Source organism: Streptomyces sp. NPDC014727 (assembly GCF_043083485.1).
Lineage (GTDB): Bacteria > Actinomycetota > Actinomycetes > Streptomycetales > Streptomycetaceae > Streptomyces.
Genome location: NZ_JBIBYR010000016.1, coordinates 140,691 through 162,833 on the forward strand (window position 1 = coordinate 140,691; position 22,143 = coordinate 162,833).

At 69.1% G+C, this 22,143-nt stretch carries 16 protein-coding genes; 9 read left to right on the forward strand and 7 right to left on the reverse strand.

Translation table 11 applies throughout. The features are described from left to right. Window positions 1-20 precede the first annotated feature (20 nt). The 5 genes from ACF1B9_RS24590 to ACF1B9_RS24610 are packed head-to-tail and all read left to right on the forward strand — an operon-like array spanning window position 21 to window position 4,885. On the forward strand, window positions 21-1,538 hold the full coding sequence (locus ACF1B9_RS24590) for an ABC transporter substrate-binding protein (protein WP_391743484.1): 1,518 nt from the start codon (window positions 21-23) through the stop codon (window positions 1,536-1,538). Next, window positions 1,538-2,503, forward strand: a complete 966-nt coding sequence (locus ACF1B9_RS24595; protein ID WP_391743483.1) for an ABC transporter permease — start codon at window positions 1,538-1,540, stop codon at window positions 2,501-2,503. Before ACF1B9_RS24590 ends, ACF1B9_RS24595 begins: the two co-directional genes overlap by 1 nt. Further along, window positions 2,500-3,327 (forward strand): ABC transporter permease, encoded by an 828-nt coding sequence (locus ACF1B9_RS24600; protein WP_391743481.1) that lies wholly within the window; start codon window positions 2,500-2,502, stop codon window positions 3,325-3,327. The genes ACF1B9_RS24595 and ACF1B9_RS24600 overlap by 4 nt, the downstream gene beginning before the upstream one ends. Next, window positions 3,324-4,124 (forward strand): ATP-binding cassette domain-containing protein, encoded by an 801-nt coding sequence (locus tag ACF1B9_RS24605; protein WP_391743480.1) that lies wholly within the window; start codon window positions 3,324-3,326, stop codon window positions 4,122-4,124. Before ACF1B9_RS24600 ends, ACF1B9_RS24605 begins: the two co-directional genes overlap by 4 nt. Next, window positions 4,121-4,885, forward strand: coding sequence for an ABC transporter ATP-binding protein (locus ACF1B9_RS24610; protein ID WP_391743478.1), 765 nt, complete (start codon window positions 4,121-4,123; stop codon window positions 4,883-4,885). Before ACF1B9_RS24605 ends, ACF1B9_RS24610 begins: the two co-directional genes overlap by 4 nt. An 89-nt stretch (window positions 4,886-4,974) precedes the next feature. Here the strand turns inward: ACF1B9_RS24610 and ACF1B9_RS24615 are convergent, their stop codons facing one another. The 3 genes from ACF1B9_RS24615 to ACF1B9_RS24625 all read right to left on the reverse strand — a co-directional run bounded on the left by ACF1B9_RS24615 (window position 4,975) and on the right by ACF1B9_RS24625 (window position 9,763). Next, a complete protein-coding gene (locus ACF1B9_RS24615) occupies window positions 4,975-6,018 on the reverse strand; it encodes a hypothetical protein (RefSeq protein ID WP_391743476.1) in 1,044 nt (347 codons plus the stop codon). Continuing rightward, window positions 6,015-7,481: a phenylacetate--CoA ligase family protein gene (locus ACF1B9_RS24620; RefSeq protein ID WP_391743474.1), complete on the reverse strand. Its 1,467-nt coding sequence runs from the start codon at window positions 7,479-7,481 to the stop codon at window positions 6,015-6,017. The genes ACF1B9_RS24615 and ACF1B9_RS24620 overlap by 4 nt, the downstream gene beginning before the upstream one ends. Window positions 7,482-7,948: 467 nt before the next feature. Next, a complete protein-coding gene (locus ACF1B9_RS24625; protein ID WP_391743473.1) occupies window positions 7,949-9,763 on the reverse strand; it encodes an ABC transporter ATP-binding protein in 1,815 nt (604 codons plus the stop codon). 762 nt (window positions 9,764-10,525) lie between these two features. On the opposite strand from ACF1B9_RS24625, the gene ACF1B9_RS24630 reads away from it, so the two are divergent. Then, window positions 10,526-12,361, forward strand: a complete 1,836-nt coding sequence (locus ACF1B9_RS24630; protein WP_391743471.1) for a glycoside hydrolase family 15 protein — start codon at window positions 10,526-10,528, stop codon at window positions 12,359-12,361. 185 nt (window positions 12,362-12,546) lie between these two features. On the opposite strand, the gene ACF1B9_RS24635 is transcribed toward ACF1B9_RS24630, so the two are convergent. Beyond that, window positions 12,547-13,353: a methyltransferase domain-containing protein gene (locus ACF1B9_RS24635; protein ID WP_391743470.1), complete on the reverse strand. Its 807-nt coding sequence runs from the start codon at window positions 13,351-13,353 to the stop codon at window positions 12,547-12,549. Between the two features lie 382 nt (window positions 13,354-13,735). Between ACF1B9_RS24635 and ACF1B9_RS24640 the strand changes: the two genes are divergently transcribed. The 3 genes from ACF1B9_RS24640 (at window position 13,736) to ACF1B9_RS24650 (ending at window position 17,766) form a co-directional block, all read left to right on the forward strand. Then, on the forward strand, window positions 13,736-15,370 hold the full coding sequence (locus tag ACF1B9_RS24640; protein ID WP_391743469.1) for an ABC-F family ATP-binding cassette domain-containing protein: 1,635 nt from the start codon (window positions 13,736-13,738) through the stop codon (window positions 15,368-15,370). Window positions 15,371-15,450: 80 nt separating this feature from the next. Further along, on the forward strand, window positions 15,451-17,079 hold the full coding sequence (locus ACF1B9_RS24645; protein ID WP_391743467.1) for an ABC-F family ATP-binding cassette domain-containing protein: 1,629 nt from the start codon (window positions 15,451-15,453) through the stop codon (window positions 17,077-17,079). A gap of 123 nt (window positions 17,080-17,202) precedes the next feature. Next, window positions 17,203-17,766 carry a CGNR zinc finger domain-containing protein gene (locus ACF1B9_RS24650; protein WP_391743465.1) on the forward strand — a complete coding sequence of 188 codons (564 nt, stop codon included), beginning with the start codon at window positions 17,203-17,205 and terminating at the stop codon, window positions 17,764-17,766. An 828-nt stretch (window positions 17,767-18,594) separates the two neighbouring features. Here the strand turns inward: ACF1B9_RS24650 and ACF1B9_RS24655 are convergent. The 3 genes from ACF1B9_RS24655 to ACF1B9_RS24665 all read right to left on the reverse strand — a co-directional run bounded on the left by ACF1B9_RS24655 (window position 18,595) and on the right by ACF1B9_RS24665 (window position 22,108). Next, complete coding sequence (locus ACF1B9_RS24655; protein WP_391743464.1) at window positions 18,595-19,935, reverse strand: phosphatase PAP2 family protein; 1,341 nt, start codon at window positions 19,933-19,935, stop codon at window positions 18,595-18,597. 419 nt (window positions 19,936-20,354) lie between these two features. Next, window positions 20,355-21,170 carry an ABC transporter permease gene (locus ACF1B9_RS24660; protein WP_391743463.1) on the reverse strand — a complete coding sequence of 272 codons (816 nt, stop codon included), beginning with the start codon at window positions 21,168-21,170 and terminating at the stop codon, window positions 20,355-20,357. 53 nt (window positions 21,171-21,223) lie between these two features. After that, the gene (locus ACF1B9_RS24665; protein ID WP_391743462.1) at window positions 21,224-22,108 is read right to left on the reverse strand and encodes an ABC transporter permease; all 885 of its coding nucleotides are present in this window, start codon (window positions 22,106-22,108) and stop codon (window positions 21,224-21,226) included. Between the last annotated feature and the right edge of the window lie 35 nt (window positions 22,109-22,143).

Here is a 22,143-nt window from a genome sequence, read left to right on the forward strand (position 1 = left end):
CACGAAAGCGCGTACTCCTCATGAGCATCAAGAAGACCTCCCTGTACGGCGGAGCCACCGTCGCCGCCCTCGCCCTGACCCTCACAGCCTGCGGCGGAGGCTCCCACATGGGCGGCGCCGGCACCGGGGCGCAGGACAAGAACGCCACGATCAACATCGGTTCGCTCTACGAGCCGCAGAACCTCGACAACACCGCGGGCGGCGGCCAGGGCGTCACCGAGGCGCTCAACGGAAACGTGTACGAAGGGCTGTTCAAGCTCACCGACGACGGCAAGGTCGAGAATCTGCTCGCCCAGGACTACAAGGTCAGCGGCGACGGGCTCACGTACACCTTCACCCTGCACGACGGTGTGAAGTTCCACAGCGGCAAGAAGCTCACCAGCCAGGACGTCAAGTACAGCCTGGAGAAGGTGATCGCGAAGGATTCGCAGTCCGCGCGCAAGAGCAATCTTGAGGTCATCAAGTCCGTCGGGACGCCCGATGCGCACACGGTGAAGGTTCAGCTGTCGAAGAAGTCGATCTCCTTCGTCTACAACCTCTCCTACGTCTGGATCATCAACTCCGAGGCCAAGGGCCTCAAGACGACCGAGGACGGCACCGGCCCGTACAAGCTCAACAAGTGGACTCGCGGTTCCGCACTGAGCCTCGACCGGTTCGCCGGCTACTGGGGTGATGCCGCCGCCAACAAGCAGGTCGTCTTCCACTACTACAAGGACGCGACCGCTCTGAACAACGCGCTCCTGACCAACGCCGTGGATGTCGTCACGAGCGAGCAGTCGCCCGATGCCCTCGACCAGTTCAAGAGCAACCAGAACTACAAGGTCAACGACGGCAACTCGACGACCAAGCTGCTGCTCGCCTTCAACGACAAGGCCAAGCCGTTCACGGACGTCAAGGTCCGCCAGGCCGTCTCCTCGGCCATCGACGACAAGAAGCTGCTGGAGTCCGTCTGGGGCGGCTACGGCAAGCCCATCGGCTCCATGGTGCCGCCCACCGACCCGTGGTACGAGGACCTCACCGAGGTCAACGCCTACGACACCGCGCGGGCCAAGAAGCTGCTCGCCGAGGCGGGATACGCGAAGGGCTTCTCCTTCACGCTCGACACCCCGAACTACGACCCGCACCCCACCGCGGCGACCTTCATCAAGTCGCAGCTCGCCAAGGTCGGCATCACCGTCGAGATCAACACGATCACTCCGGACGAGTGGTACACGAAGGTCTACAAGAACCACGACTTCACGGCCACGCTCCAGGAGCACGTCAACGACCGCGATCTGGTCTGGTACGGCACCCCCGACTTCTACTGGGGCTACGACAACAAGCAGGTCACCCGGTGGGTCGAGGAGGCCGAGCAGGCGTCCACCACCGCTGAGCAGACCGAACTCCTGAAGAAGGTCAACCGCAAGACCGCCGAGGACGCGGCCAGCGACTGGCTGTACCTGTACCCGCAGATCGTCGTGGCCAACAACAAGTTGTCCGGCTACCCGGTCAACGGCCTCAACTCCCAGTTCTTCGCCTACGACATCAAGAAGGGCTGATGGGCCGGTACCTCCTGCGCCGCCTCGCCTTCCTGTTGGTTTCGCTGGCGCTCGCGAGCGTGGTCCTGTTCGTGCTGCTGCGGATGCTGCCGGGCGACCCCGCGAACGCGCTCACCTCGGTGGGCGCCGGCCCCGAGCAGATCGCGGCGGCACGGCACTCCATCGGCTCCGACAGGCCACTGCCCGAGCAGTTCATCCACTGGATCGGGCAGTTGGCGAGCGGCGACCTCGGTACGTCGTTCGTCAGCTCGCTGCCGGTCGGGCCCGAGATCAGCTCCCGGCTGAACGTCACCGTCCCGCTCACACTGGCCGCGTTCGCCCTGGCGGTGCTCATCGCCGTTCCGGTGGGCTTCGTGGCCGCGCACCGGCGCCGGACCTGGTACGGCGCCCTGCTCAATGGAGTGTCCCAACTGGGCATCGCCGTACCTGTGTTCTGGCTGGGCATGATCCTCATAGCCGTCTTCGCCCTGAACGCCGGCTGGCTTCCCGCGGGCGGCTTCCCGCAGGACGGCTGGGCACAGCCGGCCGAGGCGATCCGCTCCCTCACCCTGCCCGTCGTCACCATCGCCCTCGTGATGAGCGCCTCCCTGATCCGCTACGTCAGGTCGGCCGCACTCGACGTACTGGGCAGCGACCATCTGCGTACCGCACGAGCCATGGGCTCGTCGTTCGGGCGGGCCGTGTGGCGGCACGGGCTGCGCAACGCCTCCGTACCGGTGATCTCGATCCTCGGCATCGAGCTGGCGTCCACGCTGCTGGGCGCGGTCGTCGTGGAGTCCGTGTATGCGCTGCCCGGTCTCGGCTCGCTGCTCGCGACCGGCATAGCGCAACACGACTACCCGGTGATCCAGGGTGTGCTGTTCGTCTCCACGCTCGCGGTGCTGATCATCGGCTTCGCGGCCGACTTCACACAGCGGATCATCGATCCGCGGCTGCGCGGCAGGCTCTCGGGAGGTGTCCGATGAAGCGGTCGGCGAAGCGTTCGTACACATTGACCGTCGGATGCGCCCTGGCCGGTCTGATCGCCGTCCTCGCGCTGGTCTCGCTCTTCTGGCTTCCGTACGCCGCCGATGACACGTCCGGCGGACGGCTCACGGGCCCGGGTGCGGGCCATCTGCTCGGCACCGACAAGCTCGGCCGCGATCTGTTCACCCAGCTGATGACCGGCTCCCGTATCGCCTTCGAAGCGGGCCTGGGATCGGTCCTCATCGCGGCCACGCTCGGTGGCGCATTGGGTGTGCTCGCGGCGTTCGCGCAGGGATGGCTCGACGATACGCTCTCCGCGTTCCTCGACATCCTGATCGCCTTCCCGACGCTGCTGCTGGCGATGCTCATCGTCTCCGCCCGCTCGGCCACGCTGGGGTCCGCCGTGCTGGCGATCGGTCTCGCGCAGAGCGCGGTCGTGGCACGGCTGGTGCGGATCCTGGTCAAGCGCGTCCTGGCTCAGGACTACATCACGGCCGCGCGCACGTCGGGCACGTCGTGGGCGCGGATCGTGGCCGGGCACGTACTGCCCAACATCTGGCCGACGCTCGTGGTGAACCTGGCCCTCCAGTTCGGGCTCGCCGTGCTGGCCGAGGCCGGCCTGTCCTACTTGGGGCTGGGAGCGCCGCCGCCCAACGCCTCGTGGGGCCGCATGCTCCAGGAGGCACAGGCCACCTTCACCACGGCCCCGGCAGGCGCGCTGGCTCCCGGCATCCTTCTCGTCCTGCTCGTCATCGGCGTGAACCTCGTCGCCGACGGACTGCGCGACACCCTCGACCCTGCGACCCGGCGGAGGCGCGCATGAACGTCCTCGACGTACGCGACCTCACGATCCGTGCGGCCGACGGGCGCACCCTGGTCGACGGTCTCTCGCTGACCATGGCCCCCGGTGAACGCCTGGGCCTCATCGGTGAGTCGGGCTCCGGGAAGTCGCTGACCACGCTCGCCGTGCTCGGCCTGCTGCCCGACGGCATGACGGCCACCGGCAGCGCCGAGCTCGTCGGCACCCAGATCGTGGGCGCGAGCGAGAAACAGCTCACGGGTGTACGGGGCCGGGACGCCGCCATCGTCTTCCAGGAGCCACTGACCGCGCTCGATCCACTGATGCGCGTCGGCAGGCAGATCGCCGAACCGCTGACCAGAAGGCGAGGGCTGAAGGGCGCCGAGCTGAAGCGGGCTGTCACAACGGCGCTGGAGCAAGTGCGGCTGCCCGAGCCCGATCGCATCGCCCGCGCCTTCCCGCACGAAATCTCCGGCGGACAGCGACAACGCATCGCACTCGCCATGGCACTGGCCTGCGATCCGAAGCTGCTCATCGCGGACGAGCCGACCACCGCTCTCGACGTCACCGTCCAGTCCGACGTGCTCGACCTGCTCGACACCCTCGTACGGGAACGGGACATGGCCGTTCTCTTCGTCAGTCACGACCTCGCGGTCGTCTCGAAGGTCGCCGATCGCGTCCTGGTCATGAAGGACGGCCGCGCCGTCGAGGAGGGCGACGTCCGCGAGATCGTACGTACCCCGCGCGAGGAATACACCAAGGCGCTGGTGGAAAGCGCGCGGCAGCTGGAATCAGCTCTGGACCTGAGGAGTACGCGATGACGCCGGTACTGGAGCTGAACGGTGCCTCCTTCAGCTACCGAGGACACACCGCACCCGTCGTCGAGGACATCTCCCTCGCCGTCGAGACCGGGCAGAGCCTCGCTCTTGTCGGCGAATCGGGCGCCGGCAAGACGACTCTGCTGCGGCTGCTGCTCGGGCTCGCCCGGGCAACCTCCGGTTCCGTCCGGTTCGACGGCGAGGAGCTGAAACCGCGCGACAGCGAGCAGATGCGGCGGTTCAGGCGCAGTGTGCAGTGCGTCTTCCAGGACCCGTACTCGTCGCTGGACCCGCGTCAGCGCGTCGGCAGCATCGTGTCCGAACCACTGCGTTCCCTCGGTATCGACAGCCGGGTCACCGCCGTACCCAAGGTGGCCGACGCCCTGGAGCGGGTCGGGCTTCCGGCCGACACGGCGGAGCGCTATCCACACGAGTTCTCCGGCGGCCAGCGCCAGCGCATCGCGATTGCCCGCGCGACCGTGTGCGACCCACGAGTGCTGCTCGCCGACGAGCCCGTCAGCGCACTCGACGTCACCACGCGCGTCAAGGTCGTCGACCTGCTCAACGAGTTGAAGCAGGAGCAGGGCCTGACTCTCGTCATGGTCTCCCACGACTTGTCGGTGGTCGCCTCGTTGTGCGAACGCACCGCCGTTCTGGAGCGTGGTCACATCGTCGAACAGGGAAGTACCGCGCAGGTACTGGGCGCTCCCGCGCACCCGTACACGCGTCGCCTCGTCGAAAGCGTGCCGCGACTGCCCGCTTGACCGGTCGGTCCGCGCCCGCGGCGCTCACGCAGCCGACTGCGGATCCCCCGGTGGTGCTCACGCGGTGTACCGCGATGTACGGGCCCGGTTCAGACCTGGCGCACCACGGGCACGGAGCCGAAGCCGCGGAGACCGGCGTCCTTGCGGGCCTGGCCCGGCGATGTCCCGGAGCCCACCACCCGACCGTCGATGACGGCCAGCCAGTCCCCCTCGGACGGCTGTGTACTCAACTCCTCCGCTCCGGCGGGTTCGAGTGCCCGGAGAAGTTCGGGGTCGGGTTCCGTCGACACGGCTGCCGATGCCGGGCGTGGTATTCCGGCCCGCCACTCGGCGACAGTCCGCTCGCCGCCCTTGGCCCGCACCCAGAACAGGTGTTGCAGCACGATCAACGGCCCCAGCGCCGTCAGCAGCGGGAATGCCCCGGTCAGCGCTCCCAGTCCGAACAGCAGACTGACGGCTCCGGACACCGCCAGCCCGACCCCGGCCGCGACCAGTCCGGCAACCCGCCCGAACGCCTTGACCGCCGTAAGCGGGAAGAGCACCAGGAGCAGCAGGTCACCCAGTCCCAGGGCCACTGGTGGATCTCCCCGTGTCACGGCGAGAAGCGGGGCGAACGGCAGCCCCATGACCTGGTCGGCGAACCGGTCCATGAGCGAGGTGAGGCCGGTGGCCACCAGGTCGTAGCAGGCGAGTGCGCCCGCGAACCACGCCGCGTGGGCGGACCGCATACCGCTCTGCACCCACATGTTGGCCACCCCCACCACGGCCACCGCGAGGAGTACGTCGGTGAGCACCGTCACGGCGAGCGGCCGGTTCGCGAACGCGAGTCCTGCGGTGGTCGCGACCGAGGCCGACGCGACCGCCCAGGCCCGGCCCCCGCCGGTCAGCGGTGAGAGGGTGAACTGCAGTGCCGCGCAGAGGACCAGGCCGAAGACGGTCGCCACCGCGGCCCGGGGCAGCACCAGATAGAGCAGCGGAGCAACCACCACCACGGCGGACATCACCGCGACATCGGGCAGTTCGTACCTGCCGACCGGCGGGCGCGGCATCCGCACCCGGCCGAAGTAGGCGGCGCCCGCAGCTGTCACCGCCAGGACGCAGCAATTGAGGCCCACCAGGGCGGCGGCGTTCACGCCGGGCTCGCGACGCGCACGGCGACCGGACGGGCCGACTCGAAGGTGTGCTCCCGCAGGTCGGCACGGACCGGCCCGGTCGGCGGAAGCCCGGCTGGATCGTCGTGGAGCACGATCGCGGCCAGGGCCAGGCCGGCCGCGGTGGCCCGGTCCTCCAGCCTGCCGAGCAGGGCGGCGCCGGGCAGTCGACGGACCAGGACATGGAGCAACGGTCCCTGTCGGCCTTCCTCCAGGACGTAGCGGGCCGGCAGAGGGATGTCCGGCTCCGCTTCGAGCAGGTCCAGCACCGATCGGGTGGGCACCGAGCGGCTCAGCGGTCCCGACCAGCGGCCGAGGACGGGCGAAGTCGCGGGCAGGTGCGACAGTTCGCACTCCGGCTCGGCCTCGGGCCGTCGGACGAGGTCGCCGGTGGCATACCGCAGCAGCAGGGTGCAGTCCCGGTAGGGGACGTAAGGTGTCTGGACGATGGTGCCGACGCCACCCGGCGGCGTCGGCTCATGTGTGACGGGGTCGAGTACTTCCAGGTGCCCGAACTCGGTGGTGTGGTGCAGATGTCCCTCGGTGCACGACGTGCCGCCGGAGGGCAGTGTCTCGGTCATCATGTACGTCGTGGAGATCCTGGCCCCCATGGCGGCCGCAGCCCGCTCCTTCAGGGGTTCGGAGAGCACTTCCCCGCCGACACCGATGAACTCCAGGCCGAAGTCCGAAGGCCGCCAGCCGCTCCGCTCCACCTCCTCGACCAGGGCGGACAGGTAGGACGCGGAGATCGTCAGGTGGGTGATCTGCGGGGCCTTGCCCCGCAGTCCGAGCGGGGCGGCGAGCCGGTCCAGCGCCACCGCCGGGTCCACGGTGCCGATCTGGAGGAATGAGGCGCCGATCCGGGTCACCGACTCTTCCACGTTGAGCAACGGCAGTGTGGCCCGGGAACAGCCTGCGTACGCCATGGTGTGCCGGGGCCGCAGACCCAGGCCGAGCACGGCCGAGACGGTACTCATGGCCACTGCTGTCTCCACCTCCGCCCGGGAGTACCAGACGGTGGTGGGAGTGCCGCTGGTCCCCGTGGTGAGCGCCATGAGCGCGGGGACGGACGCGGCGGAGACAAAGGCGGCCGGCAGGCCACGCAAGGCCGACTTGGACGTCACCGGGACCTGGTCCCAGGTCTCCGGGGTGAGTGTGTCCGGGTCGAGGCCCAGGCTGTCGAAAGCCCGGCGGTAGTAGGGCGTGTGCCGTGCGGCGGCCCGTGCGGTGGCCCGCAGGCTGCGCTCGGTCACGGTTCGCCGTACGGCGGGGTCGATGGCCCCGGCCTGCCCCGGCAGCAGCGCGGAGTCCGCTCCGGGCTCGCCGAACTCGGCCAGGGTCGTGACCAGGTCACGGGCAATGCGTTCGAGGTCCTGTGGGCGGATTGGCCGGTTGCGCAGGATCGCCAGGCCGTACCGGAGTTGACTGAGGGCGGTGCCGAACACGATGGCCTCCTGGTGCCTGGACCGGGGACGGAATTCCCGGTCCAGGCCGGGGCCGTTCGTCAGACCATGCTGGCGAACATCGCCGCGGTGAGCGTGCTGAAGGCGTACTTGATGTAGTGCTTGACCATGTTGGATCTCCCTTTTCCGGGCCGCCGACGGGCGGCTGGGCTCCTGGTGGCGCACTCCCGGCCGAGAACGGCCGTTCGGTGAACGAGAGACTAGAGTAAGAGAGTTGATGCCTCAATGGCCTGTGCCAACCGCTTGACCGCCGGTCCGCAGACCGTCACGCGGTCCCCCACCCCATAGTTCGGCGCCCGGGTTGAGCGACGCGTCCACGATCCGGGTACCTGGCGCGCAAGCACCTCCCCGGCGGGGCCGTCCTCAACGGCGCCGAACAGGTCGCCTCCACCGCGTTCGCCTGCCATGCCACTGCGGCAAACACCCGGCCACACCCACCGGGCTCGTGTTCACGTCAGGTCGACCTGCGGCGCGGAGGTGTCGTCGAGGAAGCCGCCCGACTGGTGCTGCCACAGCTTCGCGTAGGCGCCGTCCGACGCGAGCAGTTCCTGGTGCGTGCCCTGCTCGACGATCCGACCGCGGTCCAGGACTACGAGCCGGTCCATGGTGGCGACCGTGCTCAGGCGGTGCGCCACCACGAGCGCCGTCCGCCCCTCCATGAGCCGCCACAGCGCCTCCTGGACGAGGATCTCGCTCTCCGAGTCCAGAGCACTGGTCGCCTCGTCGAGCAGCAGGATCGGCGCGTCGCGCAGGATCGCCCGAGCGAGCGCGACCCGCTGGCGCTGTCCGCCGGACAACTTGACACCACGCTCGCCCACCATCGTGGCGAAGCCGTCCGGCAGCGCGTCGGCGAACTCCGTGACGTGCGCCGCGGCGGCAGCACGGCGGATCTCGGCGTCGGTGGCGTCCGGCCGGGCGAACGCGATGTTGTCCCGCAGCGTGCGGTGGAACATCGCCGGATCCTGGGGCACATAGGCGATCAGGCTGCGCACGTCGGCCTGGCGCAGTCTGCTGATGTCCTGACCTCCGATCAGGATCCGGCCGCCGTCGATGTCCGTCATCCGCAGCAGCAGTCGGCTGAGCGTGGTCTTGCCACCGCCGGACCGGCCGACGAGGCCGATCTTCGCCCCGCTGGGCACGGCCAGGTCGAGGCGCTCGAAGAGCGGCTCCGCACCCGCGTGGGTGAAATTCACCTGCTCGAAGCGGACATCCGCGGCCTGGGACAGCAGCGGCTCCGGCGACGCCGGGTCGAGCACGGTCGGTGGTGTCAGCAACAGTTCGGTGAACTGCGCGGCCTCCGTCATCGAGCTCTCCAGGCGGCGGTAGATCTGGTTGAACTCGAACATGATCCGCGTCGCGTTGGTGTAGTACGTGAAGGCGAGAACGACCGTCTCCACGCCGTGCCCACCCCCGCCGAGAGTAACCGCGAGCAGCAGGCCCATCGCATTGGTCAGCACGGACATCGGCGCGACCAGCGTGTCGATGCGCAGGTTGCCGTAGTCCCACGAACGCAACGAGAGCCGTCGCGACTCCGCGACGCGGGACCGGTGCTCGGCGGCCTCGCGTCCCTCGGCGGCGAACGCCCGGACCGTGTCCATGTTCATCAGGCTGTCGGAGACGTGGCCCGACACCTGGGCGATCGCCTCCTCACGCTGGTCGACGAGCGCCTGACGGCGACGGATGAGAGGCGCCACACACAGCGCCGTCAGCGCGATCATCGCCAAGAGCCCTACAACGAGCAGCGGTTCGTAGTGCCACAGCACCACCGACCCGAACACCAGCGGCACGAAGCTGCCCACGACCGAGAACGTCAGCGTGTCGACGAACTCCTCGAAGCGGGAGGCGAAGCTCAGGACTCGTTTGGTCAGCGACCCGGCGAAGTTGTCGTGGAAGAACGCGGCGTCCTTGGCGAACAGCTCGTCCATGCCGATCACGTACAAGTGCTCGATGCCGAGGGCATCGAGGCGGTTCAGGAAGTGCAGGCCGACGCGCCACAACGTCTCCGCGAGGAGGAGAACGCCGGCGAAGCCGAGGACGTACGGCAGCGTCGAGCCGATGGTGGTACCGGCGCCGTCGGCGATTCGGCCGACGAGCTTCGCGACGACCAGCGGCGCGACGTAGTTGATGCCGATGTTGCCCAGCGCGGGCAACAGCATCGCAGGCACCGTCAGCCACCGAAGCCGGTTCAACTCCCGTCCGTAGTAACGAAGTGCGAGCAGCACCGGGCCCCTGCCCGGCGCTCTGTGCGATTCAGGCGATCCCATACCAACCCTGTGTGGTCGTGCGACAGCCCGCCATGTGCTTCTGCGGGGAGAGGCCGTTGCCTCACTGGCCGCGCGGAGCTTCGGTTTCGATCGAGCGCCCTCGCTCGGGCCGGCTTTCGGCAGGCGGGGCACGACGGCAGAGCCCCGCGCAACTCGTGGCAACGCATACATGCGCGCACGAGGAGGCCGGGCCAGGAACCTCAGTGTCCCGCGACGGCGCCCGCGGAGTCCAAGAGTTTTTCTCAGCCGGCGGCGACGTCGTGTACGGGTATGTACGGGTAGGGCCCCGTTGCCGTCCGCAGCGCCTCGCCGCGATCGTCGCCGCCCCGCACGTCGGGCCCACGCCGGAGTCACTCGCCCGGATCCGGCAGATCCGGCCGCACGGCACAGCCGGATCCCGCTGCTTCTGCGTCGACGGGGCGCTCGCGGCCCCGCCACCCTCACGTGAACCCTGCCACTCCCGCCCACGGCCGTCGTCTACGGCCGACCGCCTCCCCGGCGGCCGACCCCGCGTTCCCGGGCCGCAGTCGTAGCCAGCCGGAAACACCAACCGTCCGGACATGTTCGGCTACGCAGCGTCGAGGACCTCCACCGTTCCCCGGCCGCGACCTGGTGCTTCGAACCGCCGAACCCCAGCACTTCGCCGACACGGTCCTGGAGGGGCTCATGAGGCAACGGGCGGACGGCCCGTTGGCTGCCTGCAACGGCTCGGAGGTAGCCTGAAGCCAACCCATTCCCGCTTCCCAGCGCCGGGGAGGTCACATGATCACGGGTGACAGCCTCCGCCCTTGCAGGGCTGATGCGCCGCGCTACATGCCCATCGCCGAGCACGGCCTGATCGGGGACCTGCGAACCGCTGCCCTCGTCGGTACGAACGGCACCATCGACTGGTACTGCTGCTCGCGTTTCGACGCGCCCAGCGTCTTCGCGGCGATCCTGGACGCCGACCGCGGAGGGGCGTTCGAGCTCGCACCGGACGTGCCCGCTCGGACGAAGCAGTTCTACTTCCCCGACACCAACATCTTGATCACCCGGTTCTTCGCGGACGACGGTGTCGGCGAGGTCCAGGACTTCATGCCGATCGTCGACGACTCGCGCGAGGCGGACCGCCACCGCCTGATCAGGCGGGTTCTCTGCGTGCGCGGTTCGATGCCGTTCACCGCGCGCGTGGCTCCCCGGTTCGACTACGGCCGGCGTACACACACGGTGAGTGCGCAGCAAGGTCATACCGTGTTCGACTCCCCGGATCTCACGCTGGCGCTGACGTCCAGCGTTCCGGTCGAGATCGACGGTCGGGACGCCGTTTCCTCCTTCACTCTGGACGAGGGCGAGACCGCGGTCTTCGCGCTCGACAGGATCGGCGGCAAGGTGGAGCCACGGTCCTGTGCGGTGCTGGAGGCGGAAGAGTTGTTCGGCGCCACGGTGCGGTATTGGCGCACATGGTTGTCACACTCCCGATACCGAGGGCGCTGGCGGGAAATGGTGCACCGCTCCGCGCTCACGCTCAAGCTCCTCACGTATGCACCGACCGGCGCCATCGTGGCTGCCCCTACGACCAGCCTGCCCGAGCAGATCGGCGGCGAGCGCAACTGGGACTATCGATATGTGTGGGTGAGGGATGCCGCGTTCTGCATCTACGCGCTGCTCAGGCTGGGTTTCACCGACGAGGCCGAGGCTTTCGTGCGCTTCCTGTCCTCGAACATCTGCCTGAAAGAGAGCTCCGGCGGCCCCTTGCAGATCATGTACGGCATCGACGGCCGCAGTGAACTTCCCGAACAGGAGCTCACCCACCTGGAAGGCCACCTGGGGTCGGCCCCTGTCCGGATCGGAAACAATGCCGTCAACCAGCTCCAACTGGACATCTACGGGGCCCTCATCGACTCGCTCTACCTCTACGACAAGTGGGGACAGCCGCTGACCAGTGACCACTGGGACGCCGTCGGCATCGTGGTCGACTGGGTCTGTGACAACTGGGACCAGCCGGACGAGGGCATCTGGGAGACCCGCGGCAAGATCCAGAACTTCCTGTACTCGCAATTGATGTGCTGGGTCGCCATCGAACGGGCGATGCGTATCGCGACCCATCGGGGCCTGCCCGCGGACATGCCCCGATGGGCCCACGCCCGCGACGCGATCTACCGGCGAATCATGCAGCGTGGCTGGTCCGCCGAGCGGAAGGCATTCGTCCAGCACGAGGGCGAAGACGTCCTCGACGCCGCCGTCCTCATGATGCCGTTGGCGAAGTTCATCTCTCCGACAGACCCGAAATGGCTCTCCACTCTGGACGTCCTGGGCGACGGGCTGGTGTCCGACTCCCTGGTCTACCGCTACGACCCCCACAGCAGCCCGGACGGACTGCGGGGTGAGGAGGGCACATTCTCGATCTGCACGTTCTGGTACGTCGAGGCGCTCTCACGGGCCGGGCGCGTGGACGAGGCGCGGCTCGCTTTCGAGAAGATGCTCACCTATGCCAACCACGTCGGGCTGTACGCCGAAGAGATCGGCCGCACCGGCGAACAAGTGGGCAACTTCCCCCAGGCCTTTACTCACCTGGCACTCATCAGCGCCGCGTTCAACCTCGACAAGGCGCTGGGCTGAGTCCGCTCTGCTCCCGGTCCTCGACCCGGTACCGGGGTCGACGGTCCGGTACCTCGTGCGCCCGAGCGGTCCCGTCGGGCCCGGACCCGACGGTTTCGCGGCCCGGCCGGACGACAGCTCGCTGCTCGGCGGCCCTGCCTCGGGCGCGGCCTCCCGGAGCCGCCTGCCGAGCGGTCGGGGAGGGATTACGGGCGGCGGCGTCCCCACGCGGAGATCATAGGGGCTGTGGCGAGGTCGAGGCGTCCGGTGGCGACGTTCGTCAGGTGGCGGTCGATCTCCCCGTCGGTGGCGAGCCCTTCCGCCACCAGACGACGGCGGATCTGTCGCACCGTCGCGGCCTCAAGGACGGCACAGGCCGGCGAGGTGATCGGGAAGTACGCGTCGGCCTGAACGTCGTCGAGCCCGGCCTCACGCAGCAGCCGGGGCAGGGTGCGACCGTATGCGAGGTCCGCGCCGCGTGCCGCCATCAAGGCGCGGAAGCCGGATCGCAGCCGGTTCGCGAGCTGCTGTGCGGGACCGGACTCGTCCGGACACAGCAGCGGCTGCAACCCCGGGTCGGCATCCTCCAGGAGCAGCCAGCCGCCGGGGCGCAGCGCCTGGACCATCCGGCGCAGCGCCTCGGCGCGATCGGTGACGTGCACCAGGACCAGCCGGGCGTGCACGAGGTCGAAGCCGCCGGGCGGCGGCGCGTCGGCCGCCACGTCGTGCCGCAGCACCTCGATCCCGCCACCCTCGATGTCCCGGGTCCAGGACACGTCGATATCGGTGGCGACCACCCGGCCTCCCGGGGCGACTCGCTCGGCCAGCCCGAGGGGCACGGAGGGACCGCCGGCGCCGACCTCCCAGCACCGCATGCCGGCACCGATACCGAGCCGGTCGACGTGCTGGAACGTCACCGGGTCGAACAACTCTGCGAGGGCGCCGAAACGGATGCCCGCCTCCGACTGTCTGTTGTCCAGGAGGTAGCCGCGGGCGGTGTCGTGGTCAGCCATGTGGCGATTCTGGCAGACGGGCGCAGGCTCGACTCGGCCCAGCCGCCGCCAGAGGAAGCTCCGTCACCGGCTTAACAGGTGACGATGTCGGCATGGGTGCGATCGGGCTGTCAACGCATGCGTCCGGAGCGCGGTGACCGGCGGGAGCGGAAATTCCGGCAGGACGGAGTGATGGGCTGTTAAGCTGCCAACGACGTTGACCGTGTATCGAGGAGTCGCAGACGTGGTGGGTGACGACGACATCTCCGGGTGAGATCCGGATCTGACGGCCACCGGACGCGCCGAGGAGCGCCGCCGGAGTGGCCCGTTCGTCGTACCCATTTTCCCCATGTCTGCCCGGGGCGGAGCTGTCTTCGCCCCCAGCCCTCTTGAGGTCATTCCCATGTCCGACGCCACCGTCGTCTGCTCGAACCTGTCGTTCGCCTGGCCCGACGACACTCCTGTCTTCCACGACCTGTCCTTCACCCTGACCACCGGCAGCACGGGCCTGGTCGCCCCCAACGGCTCCGGCAAGAGCACCCTTCTCAAGCTGATCGCCGGTGAACTGCGGCCCGCCAACGGGTCGGTGTCCGTCAGCGGCACGCTCGGCTATCTGCCGCAGAGCCTTCCCCTGACCGGTGACCTCACCGTTGCCGAGGTGCTCGGCATCGCCGCAGTGATCCGTGCCCTGGACGCCGTCGAGTCCGGTGACGTGAGCGAGGAGCACTTCGCCACCATCGGCGACGACTGGGACATCGAGGAGCGCACCCGCGCCCAGCTCGACCGTCTCGGGCTGGTCGGCCTGGCCCTCGACCGTAGCCTGAGCACCCTCAGTGGTGGCCAGGTCGTCTCGCTCGGCCTCGCCGCACAACTGCTGAAGCGTCCTGACGTCCTGCTGCTCGACGAGCCGACCAACAACCTCGACCGGGACGCCCGGTACAAGCTGTACGACGTGCTGGCGGACTTCAAGGGACTTCTGCTGCTGGTCGCCCACGACCGCGCTCTGCTGAACCGCATGGACGGCATCGCCGAGCTCGGCAGCTCACGACTGCGCTTCTACGGCGGCAACTTCACCGCCTACGAAGAGGCCGTGCGCGCCGAGCAGGAGGTCGCCGAGAAGAACGTCCGCAACGCCGAGCAGGACCTGAAGCGGGAGAAGCGGGAGCTTCAGCAGGCCCGTGAACGCGCCGAGCGCCGCGCGAGCAACGCCGCCCGCAACCTCAAGAACGCCGGGCTCCCGCGCATCTTCGCCGGCAACATGAAGCGCGGCGCACAGGAGTCCGCGGGCCGGGCCGGCCAGATGCACGCATCCCGGGTCGGCGAGGCAAAGGCCCGTCTCGACGAGGCCGGGCGCGCTCTCCGCGAGGAGCAGCGCATCGTCCTCGACCTGCCGGACACTCAGGTGCCCTCAGGACGCAACCTCTTCCTCGGCAAGGGGATGCAGGTCCGCCACGACGGAAGGAACGTGTTCGCCGGGGACGGCATCGACCTCTCCGTACGCGGGCCCGAGCGCATCGCCCTGACCGGGCCCAACGGCGCCGGAAAGACCACGCTGCTCCGGCTGATCACCGGTGGACTCGCCCCCGACAGCGGGGAGATCACGCGCGGCGACGGCCGCGTCGCCCATCTCTCCCAGCGCCTGGACCTGCTGGACCAGGACCGTACGGTGGCCGAGAACTTCGCGGCGTTCGCGCCCGAGCGGCCCGAGGCGGAGCGGATGAACCTGCTTGCGCGCTTCCTGTTCCGCGGCCCCCGCGTGCACCTGCCCGTCGGCGTGCTCTCCGGCGGCGAACGGCTGCGTGCCACCCTGGCCTGCGTCCTGTGCGCCGAACCGGCCCCGCAGCTGCTGCTGCTCGACGAGCCGACCAACAACCTCGACCTGGTCAGCGTGGGCCAGTTGGAGAGCGCGCTCAACTCCTACCAGGGCGCGTTCATGGTGGTCAGCCACGACGAGCGGTTCCTCGCCGAGATCGGGGTGAACCGCTGGCTGCGGCTGGCCGAAGGAACGCTCGCGGCGACGGGAGCCCCGGCAGTGTGAACCGCCGGCATGTGCAGCAGCCCGCGTCCGAGGCCTCCGTGCCCGGCGGGTGTACCACCGATCACCTTGGATGGCTCCCTGTGCCCCAGCCCGCTCTGCTCGCCCATGAACTCGTCCGCGACCTGGGCGGCCGTCGCGTCCTCGACGGCGTGTCCCTGACCGCGTCCCCCGGCCACCGCATCGGCCTGATCGGGGAGAACGGCGCCGGCAAGTCCACCCTGCTGCGGGTGCTGGCCGGCGTGGACGAACCCGACGCCGGGAGCGTGTCACGCCCGACGGACCTCGGCTTCCTGCACCAGGAAATGCCGTTCGGCCCCGAATCCACCCTCGCCGTGGTGCTGGACGAGGCGCTGCGCGAGGCCCGCGAGGACCTCGCGCAGCTCGAACGGCTCGGCGAGGAACTGGCCCGGGTCCCAGAGGACGACCCGGGCCACCCGGATCTGCTCGCCGCGTACGGCAAGCGGCTGGAGCACGCCCAGGACCGGGAGTCCTGGGACGCCGACCGCCGGGCGGCCCTGGTGCTCGACGGGCTGGGTCTCGGCACGCTCGGCCACGACCGGACGCTCGGCTCGCTGTCCGGCGGGCTGCGCGGCCGACTGGCCCTGGCGGCGCTGCTCGTGCGGCGGCCGCCGACGCTGCTGCTCGACGAGCCGACCAACCACCTCGACGACGGCGCCGCCGCCTTCCTGGAGGAGCAGCTGCGCGGCCTGCCCGGGGCCGTGGTCGTCGCCAGCCACGACCGGGCGTTCCTCGACGCCGTGTGCACCGACCTGATCGACCTCGATCCGGCGGTGGACGGACCGGTCCGCTACGGAGGCAACTACAGCGCCTACGTGGGTGAGAAGCGCGCCGACCGGGAGCGCTGGGAACGCCGGTACGCCGAGGAGCAGGAGGAAATGGAGCTTCTGCGGCATGCGGCGGGGGTGACCGCTCGCCGGGTCGCCCCGGACCGGGGACCGCGCGACAACGAGAAGATGGGCTACGGCCACCGGGCGGGCCGCGTGCAGAGCCAGATCTCCCGCCGGGTGCGCAGCGCGAGCCGGCGGCTCGACGAGCTGGAGCGCACCCGGGTCGCCGAGCCGCCGCCCCCGCTGCGGTTCGCGGCGCCACGGCCGGCCACGCGCACGCCGGGCGGCCCGGAACCCTTGGTGTCCCTGCGGGACGTCCGGGTGCCGGGGCGGCTCGCCCTGTCCGGGCTGGAACTGTCGGCGACCGAGCGGCTACTGGTCACCGGCGGCAACGGGACGGGCAAGTCGACCCTGCTCTCGGTGCTCGCCGGACGCCTCACGGCCGAGGGCGAGGTGCGCAGGCGTCGCGGGCTGACAGTGGGGCTGCTCACCCAGGACACCGTGTTCGATCGGCCCGACCGCACGGTCCGGGAAACCTACGCGCTGGAACTGGGGCCGGAGCGGGCCGAGAACGTGCCGCTGGTCCGCCTCGGTCTCCTGGCCGAGGCGGACCTGGACAAGCCGGTCGGGCAGGTGTCGGTGGGGCAGCGCCGCCGACTGGCGCTGGCGCTGCTGATGGCCCGGCCGACCCAGCTGCTGCTGCTCGACGAGCCCACGAACCACCTCTCGCCGCGTCTGTGCGACGAGCTGGAGGCGGCGCTGGGCAGCGGCCCGGGCGCGATCGTGGTCGCGAGCCACGACCGCTGGCTGCGCCGCCGGTGGCAGGGCCGTGAGCTGCGGCTGGAGGTGGGACCGGAGTAACGGGAGGGGGCGAGCGCCGGTCCATCGGGGTGAGCTCCGGTGGACGGGGACGACGTGCACCCGACACCGGCTGGAACAGTGACGAGCCTTGGGCCTCACGATGTCACCTGTCAGGATGGTGATGTGAATCTTGACCACGTCTTCGTGTGCGGGCACCCGGTACTCGACTTCGCGGCCACCCTGCGCGCCCGGCGTTCGATCCGGTTCGAGATGTTCGCGACGCCGGACCGGCTCAACGCCTGGTACCTGGAGTCCGGGCTCGTGGACACGATCACGCCCGGCGAGGAGAGCGACGTCCGGGAGGCGATCACGGCGCGCGAGGCTGTCTACCGCCTCGTCACCAACCGCCGCCTCGGCGAGGACTTCGACCGTGAGGCCCTCGCGGTGCTCAACGCCGCCGCGCGCCAGGTCCCGGCCACGCCGCAGCTCACCCGGACGGGCCGGCACACCGACGCGACGCCCAGGCAGGCCCTGGCCACCGTGGCCCGGCAGGCCGTCGAACTGCTCAGCGGCCCGGACGTGCCCCTGCTCAAGGAGTGCGGCAACCCCGAGTGCACCCGCGTCTACATCGACCGCTCCCGGGGCATGCGACGGCAGTGGTGCGGCATGGAGTCCTGCGGTAACAAGATCAAGGCGGCGGCCTACCGCGCCCGCAAGAAGACGGCACCCATCTCGGCCGGGAAGTGACCCGGAGGCGGCACGTCGCCGCCGGCCGAGATCCTGGGCGCCGCCAGCATCGAGCGGTACGCGGTTTTGCGGCCCCGTTCCAGCAGCCCCCGTCCGAGTCGGCGCAGGGCGAGCCCCGCTGCCGCGGCGGCGCCATGTACCCCGACCACCGAACAAGGACAGGGACACCGGCACCCGCTCGGCAACCTCCCGACACAGCCGCTCGGCACTGTCGGCGTCACGACCAGCGGCATTCCGTCACGTACTGCCAGGTGGGGCCCCGGCCGGGACGGGGCAGGTCAGGCAGGCCGGCGGCTGCCTACAGCCCCAGAGCGGTCGCGATAGGCGGAGCCGTCACCGGGCGGGGTGAAGGGATCCAGGGCCAGGTCGAGGGTGATCGTGGGGACGGGGACGGGCGGCTGGGGCGGCGTGTTGCGCCGCCCCGAACCCCCGACCGTCCCACCGACGCACCTCGGCACGCCCCCTCCGTTCCCGCGTCCCCCGACCCCGCTGCCGTCCGGCAGCGGCCCGCTCCCTCGGGCCGAAATGGCTCGACCGGCGCACAGGTCCGGAGCTGGCGTCGACCGTGGTGCTGTCGGGGTACGGTCCGGCGGCTTCGAACTTCAGCTGACGGCGACTACGCGAACCCGGCCGGGGCCACGGCGTACTCGCGCCCTTCCTGGGCCCGACAGTTCGCCCCGATCAGTGCGGACCGTCGTGCGAACGGCGCAGGGACGAGGCTCCGGCGTCCGACAAACCGCGCGAGGGCGGGAGAAGTCGCAGATCAGGACGATCGGCGCCCGACACGAGTCGCGCCCGGAGTTCGCACGCCTCCTGATGCAGCACGGCTCACGCCGGTTCGGGTTGCGGCTCCGGTTGTCGCACCGCTTCGGCCTTCGGCTCCCACAGTTTGGTGGTCCGTACGTAGCCGTGGATCACTGATGCCATCGCCAGAACAAGAAGTGGCCCGAACACCCACGGGTATTCGGCCATCTCCATCGACAGATAGCGATATGACACCAAGAGCCCGGCGAAGACCGTTGAACCCTGGGCGACCAGCTGGACTCCCGGCCGGTCCCAGCCGCGTTCGTGCGAGCGCAGCGCCACCTCGATCGTGAGCGTGAACACCACACCGGCAATGATGTCCGCGCCGTAGTGGTACCCGAACCCCAGCGTTGCGCCGAGCGTGGCAACCAGCCAGAACGCGCCTGCGAATCGCAGAACCCGCGGGCCCTTACGGGAATGAAGGAAGATCGCGGTAGCCCACGCCGTGTGCAGGCTGGGCATGCAGTTGCGTGGCGTGATCTCGTCGAATGGCATGTGGTGCGGAGTGGTGATCGGTGGCGGCGTGCCCGGCCACAGGTCCGCCACCGCCCAGTGCCCGCCGTCGGCACCGTAGGCGAAGATCGGTCCGACCACCGGGAAGATCATGTAGATGGCCGGCCCGAGGAGGCCGATGACCAGGAAGGTGCGCACCAGGTGATGCCCCGGGAAGCGGCGCTCGACCGCCACGTGCCGTAGCTGGTACATCGCGACGACGACCGCGGCCACCGGAAGCTGGGTGTAGACGGAGTCGAGAAAGTAGTCGCCGATCGAGCCGGTGGCCGCGACAATCCGGCCTACCAGCCACGACGGGTTGCCCAGCGCGTGGTCGGCGGTTGCCACGTACTGGTCGAGCACCGCCGGGCGGGTCTTCGACGTGATGAGCAGCCAGGTATCGCCGGTCTTGCGGCCGGCCACCAGCAGCAGGCCCAGTCCGACGCCCTTCAACAGCAGGGCACGTTCCGAGCCGGTGCGACGCGTGACAGCGATGACCGCATAGCCCAAAATCACCCACAACGCGCCGTTACCGAAGGGGTGACCTTCGGTCACCTTGATATCGGCCGCCCACCGCACCAGCAAGAAGGCGACGTCGATACCGATCGCGACACCAGCCGCGATGAACCGTTCCCGCCAGGTGAGCACCAGCATCATCAGCGCCATGCTGGCGTACAGCAGGAAACCCGATTTGGGAGCGATCACCACCTCTTGTGCCTGGCTGACGATCGGCCCCGGCAAGCCGTAGTGACGTGCGGCGAACTCCAGCGCGACGAGGAAGCCGAGGACCACCACACCCGCCGTGGCCCACACTATCGCCCGTGATCGACGCCAGGCAGCGAAAGTAATTCTGCTGTTTATTCGCGAAGACATTCGCGATTTTATAGATATCAATTGTTTGGCCGATTTGTTAGATGTTAGTTGAATAGATCGCCCTTCGTGCCGGATTGCATCGTTTTCCGGCGAGGGACGGCAATGAGGGCGTTCGTCGTGAGTTCGATCATGCTATCGGAGCGGTACGGGTGCGTTCACTGGTCTTGGGTGGCGAGAAGGCCGACCGCTCCCGGCTCGATGCGTTCAGCGCTTCGGGAATGACCGCGAAACTCCCGACGCCCGGCAACCTCGAGAGCGGCACGGGTTGCCCAGCAACCCTTAAAGGATTTTTACCCGGAGAAGTAGCGTTTGGTTTGAAATGGGGCGTTACGCCAATTCAGGGCAGATCTGCAGGTCACTCACCGGCAGAAACCCCGGCGAATCCACCAGCCGGCAACGTCCGCCGGTTGTTGTACGCCTCAGACCCTGCCGCCCGAGGCCGTGTCCGACGACAGTCGTTGAGCGACGTAGATCGGAATCACGGACAGCAGGACGAGCAGCGCAGCGACCACGTTGACCACCGGGGCCTGCTGGGGCCTGGTCATGTTGTTGAAGATCCAGATCGGGAGGGTCTGGACACCGGGGCCCGCGGTGAAGGTGGTCACCACGATCTCGTCGAAGGACAGCGCGAAGGCCAGCAGCCCGCCGGCGAGCAGCGCCGACCGCATCAGGGGGAACGTGACGTCGGCGAAGGCGCGGAAAGTGTGGGCGCCGAGATCCACGGCAGCTTCCTCATAGCTGCCGGGCATGCGGCGTAGCCGGGCCACAACGTTGTTGAAGACGACGACGATGCAGAAAGTGGCGTGGCCGACGACGACCGTGAACAAGCCGAGGCCCACGCCCAGCGGCTCAAGCATCGTGTGGAAGGCCGAGTTGAGAGAGATTCCGGTGACGATGCCGGGCAGCGCGATCGGCAGGACGACGGCGAACGAGATCGCTCCGCGGCCGAAGAACGCATGGCGCTGCACGGCGAGGGCGATCAGTGTGCCGAGCACCAGCGCGATCGCTGTGGCCGCGAGGCCCGCCTCGACTGAGGTTCGCAGGGCGGATCGGGCGCCGCCGCTGCGCCAAGCCGCGGCCCACCAGTCGAAGGTGAGACCGGTTGGCGGCCAGCCTGAACTGCGCTCCGGATTGAGGGAGTTCAACAGGACGAGCAGCAGCGGAAGATAGATGACCGCAAAGCCCAGCCCGGCGGCGATACGCACCATGATGCGTGCGGAGCGGGAGAGTCGCATGGCGTGAGCTCCTCGAAGCCGACGGTGATCGGAGATGGCTGTGGCGGCCGTGATCAGAAACTGCTCAGCGCACCCGAACGGCGGACCGCGAGCAGATAGAGCACGATGACGATCACCGGGACGGTGCCGACTGCCGCGGCCAGGGGCAGGTTCAGCGTCACGTTGGAATAGACGAGGTTGCCGATCAACTGGGTCTTGCCGCCGACGATCTGCACGGTGATGTAGTCGCCGAGGCTGAGTGAGAAGGTGAAGACCGATCCGGCGGCGACGGACGGCAACACCATCGGCAGTACCACGGAGCGGAAGGTGCGGGCGGTACGGGCACCGAGGTCGGCGGAGGCATCGAGCAGGCTGGGGGGTAATTGTTCAAGTCCCGCATGGATCGGCAGGATCATGTACGGCAGCCAGAGATAGGTCAGGACGATGACGGTGGCGGGCAGGCCATAGCCCGGCCCGCTGAGCCCGAAGGGCCGCAGCAACCAGTCCAGCGGCCCGCCTTCGGAGAGAATCAGCCGCCAGGCGTACACCTTCACCAGATAGCTCGCCCACAGCGGCGTGAGGATCGCCACCACCAGCAGCGGCCGCCACCTGGGTCGGGCCACCCGTGCCGTGTAGAAAGCGACCGGGAACGCGATCACGGCACACAGGACGGTGACGCAGAGCGCCACACCGATGCTGCGCAGCGCCACCTGCCGGTACAACGGCTCGGTGAACAGCGCCGCGAAGTTGTCGGTGGACCACACTTTCACGACGTTCGAGGTGAAGGGGTCCGTGGTCCAGAACGCCGACAGGAACAGTGCGGCCAGCGAGCCGAGGTAGGCGAGGACGAGCCACAGCAGCGGAGTGGTCAGCAGCAGGGACAGCCGCAACCGGGGCCGGCGGTGCAGGGCCCCGGCGATCCTCCGGACGGGTCCGGCGGCTGCGACGGAATCGGTCATGAGGTCAGCCCCTGCTCTGCTTCATGGCCGGGTTC

What these genes read in the sequence shown, in the direction of transcription:
- ACF1B9_RS24590 (WP_391743484.1), top strand. Translation starts at nt 21, where the DNA reads ATGAGCATCAAGAAGACCTCCCTGTACGGCGGAGCCACCGTCGCCGCC.
- ACF1B9_RS24595 (WP_391743483.1), top strand. Translation starts at nt 1,538, where the DNA reads ATGGGCCGGTACCTCCTGCGCCGCCTCGCCTTCCTGTTGGTTTCGCTG.
- ACF1B9_RS24600 (WP_391743481.1), top strand. Translation starts at nt 2,500, where the DNA reads ATGAAGCGGTCGGCGAAGCGTTCGTACACATTGACCGTCGGATGCGCC.
- ACF1B9_RS24605 (WP_391743480.1), top strand. Translation starts at nt 3,324, where the DNA reads ATGAACGTCCTCGACGTACGCGACCTCACGATCCGTGCGGCCGACGGG.
- ACF1B9_RS24610 (WP_391743478.1), top strand. Translation starts at nt 4,121, where the DNA reads ATGACGCCGGTACTGGAGCTGAACGGTGCCTCCTTCAGCTACCGAGGA.
- ACF1B9_RS24625 (WP_391743473.1), bottom strand. Translation starts at nt 9,763, where the DNA reads ATGGGATCGCCTGAATCGCACAGAGCGCCGGGCAGGGGCCCGGTGCTG.
- ACF1B9_RS24630 (WP_391743471.1), top strand. Translation starts at nt 10,526, where the DNA reads ATGATCACGGGTGACAGCCTCCGCCCTTGCAGGGCTGATGCGCCGCGC.
- ACF1B9_RS24635 (WP_391743470.1), bottom strand. Translation starts at nt 13,353, where the DNA reads ATGGCTGACCACGACACCGCCCGCGGCTACCTCCTGGACAACAGACAG.
- ACF1B9_RS24640 (WP_391743469.1), top strand. Translation starts at nt 13,736, where the DNA reads ATGTCCGACGCCACCGTCGTCTGCTCGAACCTGTCGTTCGCCTGGCCC.
- ACF1B9_RS24655 (WP_391743464.1), bottom strand. Translation starts at nt 19,935, where the DNA reads ATGTCTTCGCGAATAAACAGCAGAATTACTTTCGCTGCCTGGCGTCGA.
- ACF1B9_RS24660 (WP_391743463.1), bottom strand. Translation starts at nt 21,170, where the DNA reads ATGCGACTCTCCCGCTCCGCACGCATCATGGTGCGTATCGCCGCCGGG.
- ACF1B9_RS24665 (WP_391743462.1), bottom strand. Translation starts at nt 22,108, where the DNA reads ATGACCGATTCCGTCGCAGCCGCCGGACCCGTCCGGAGGATCGCCGGG.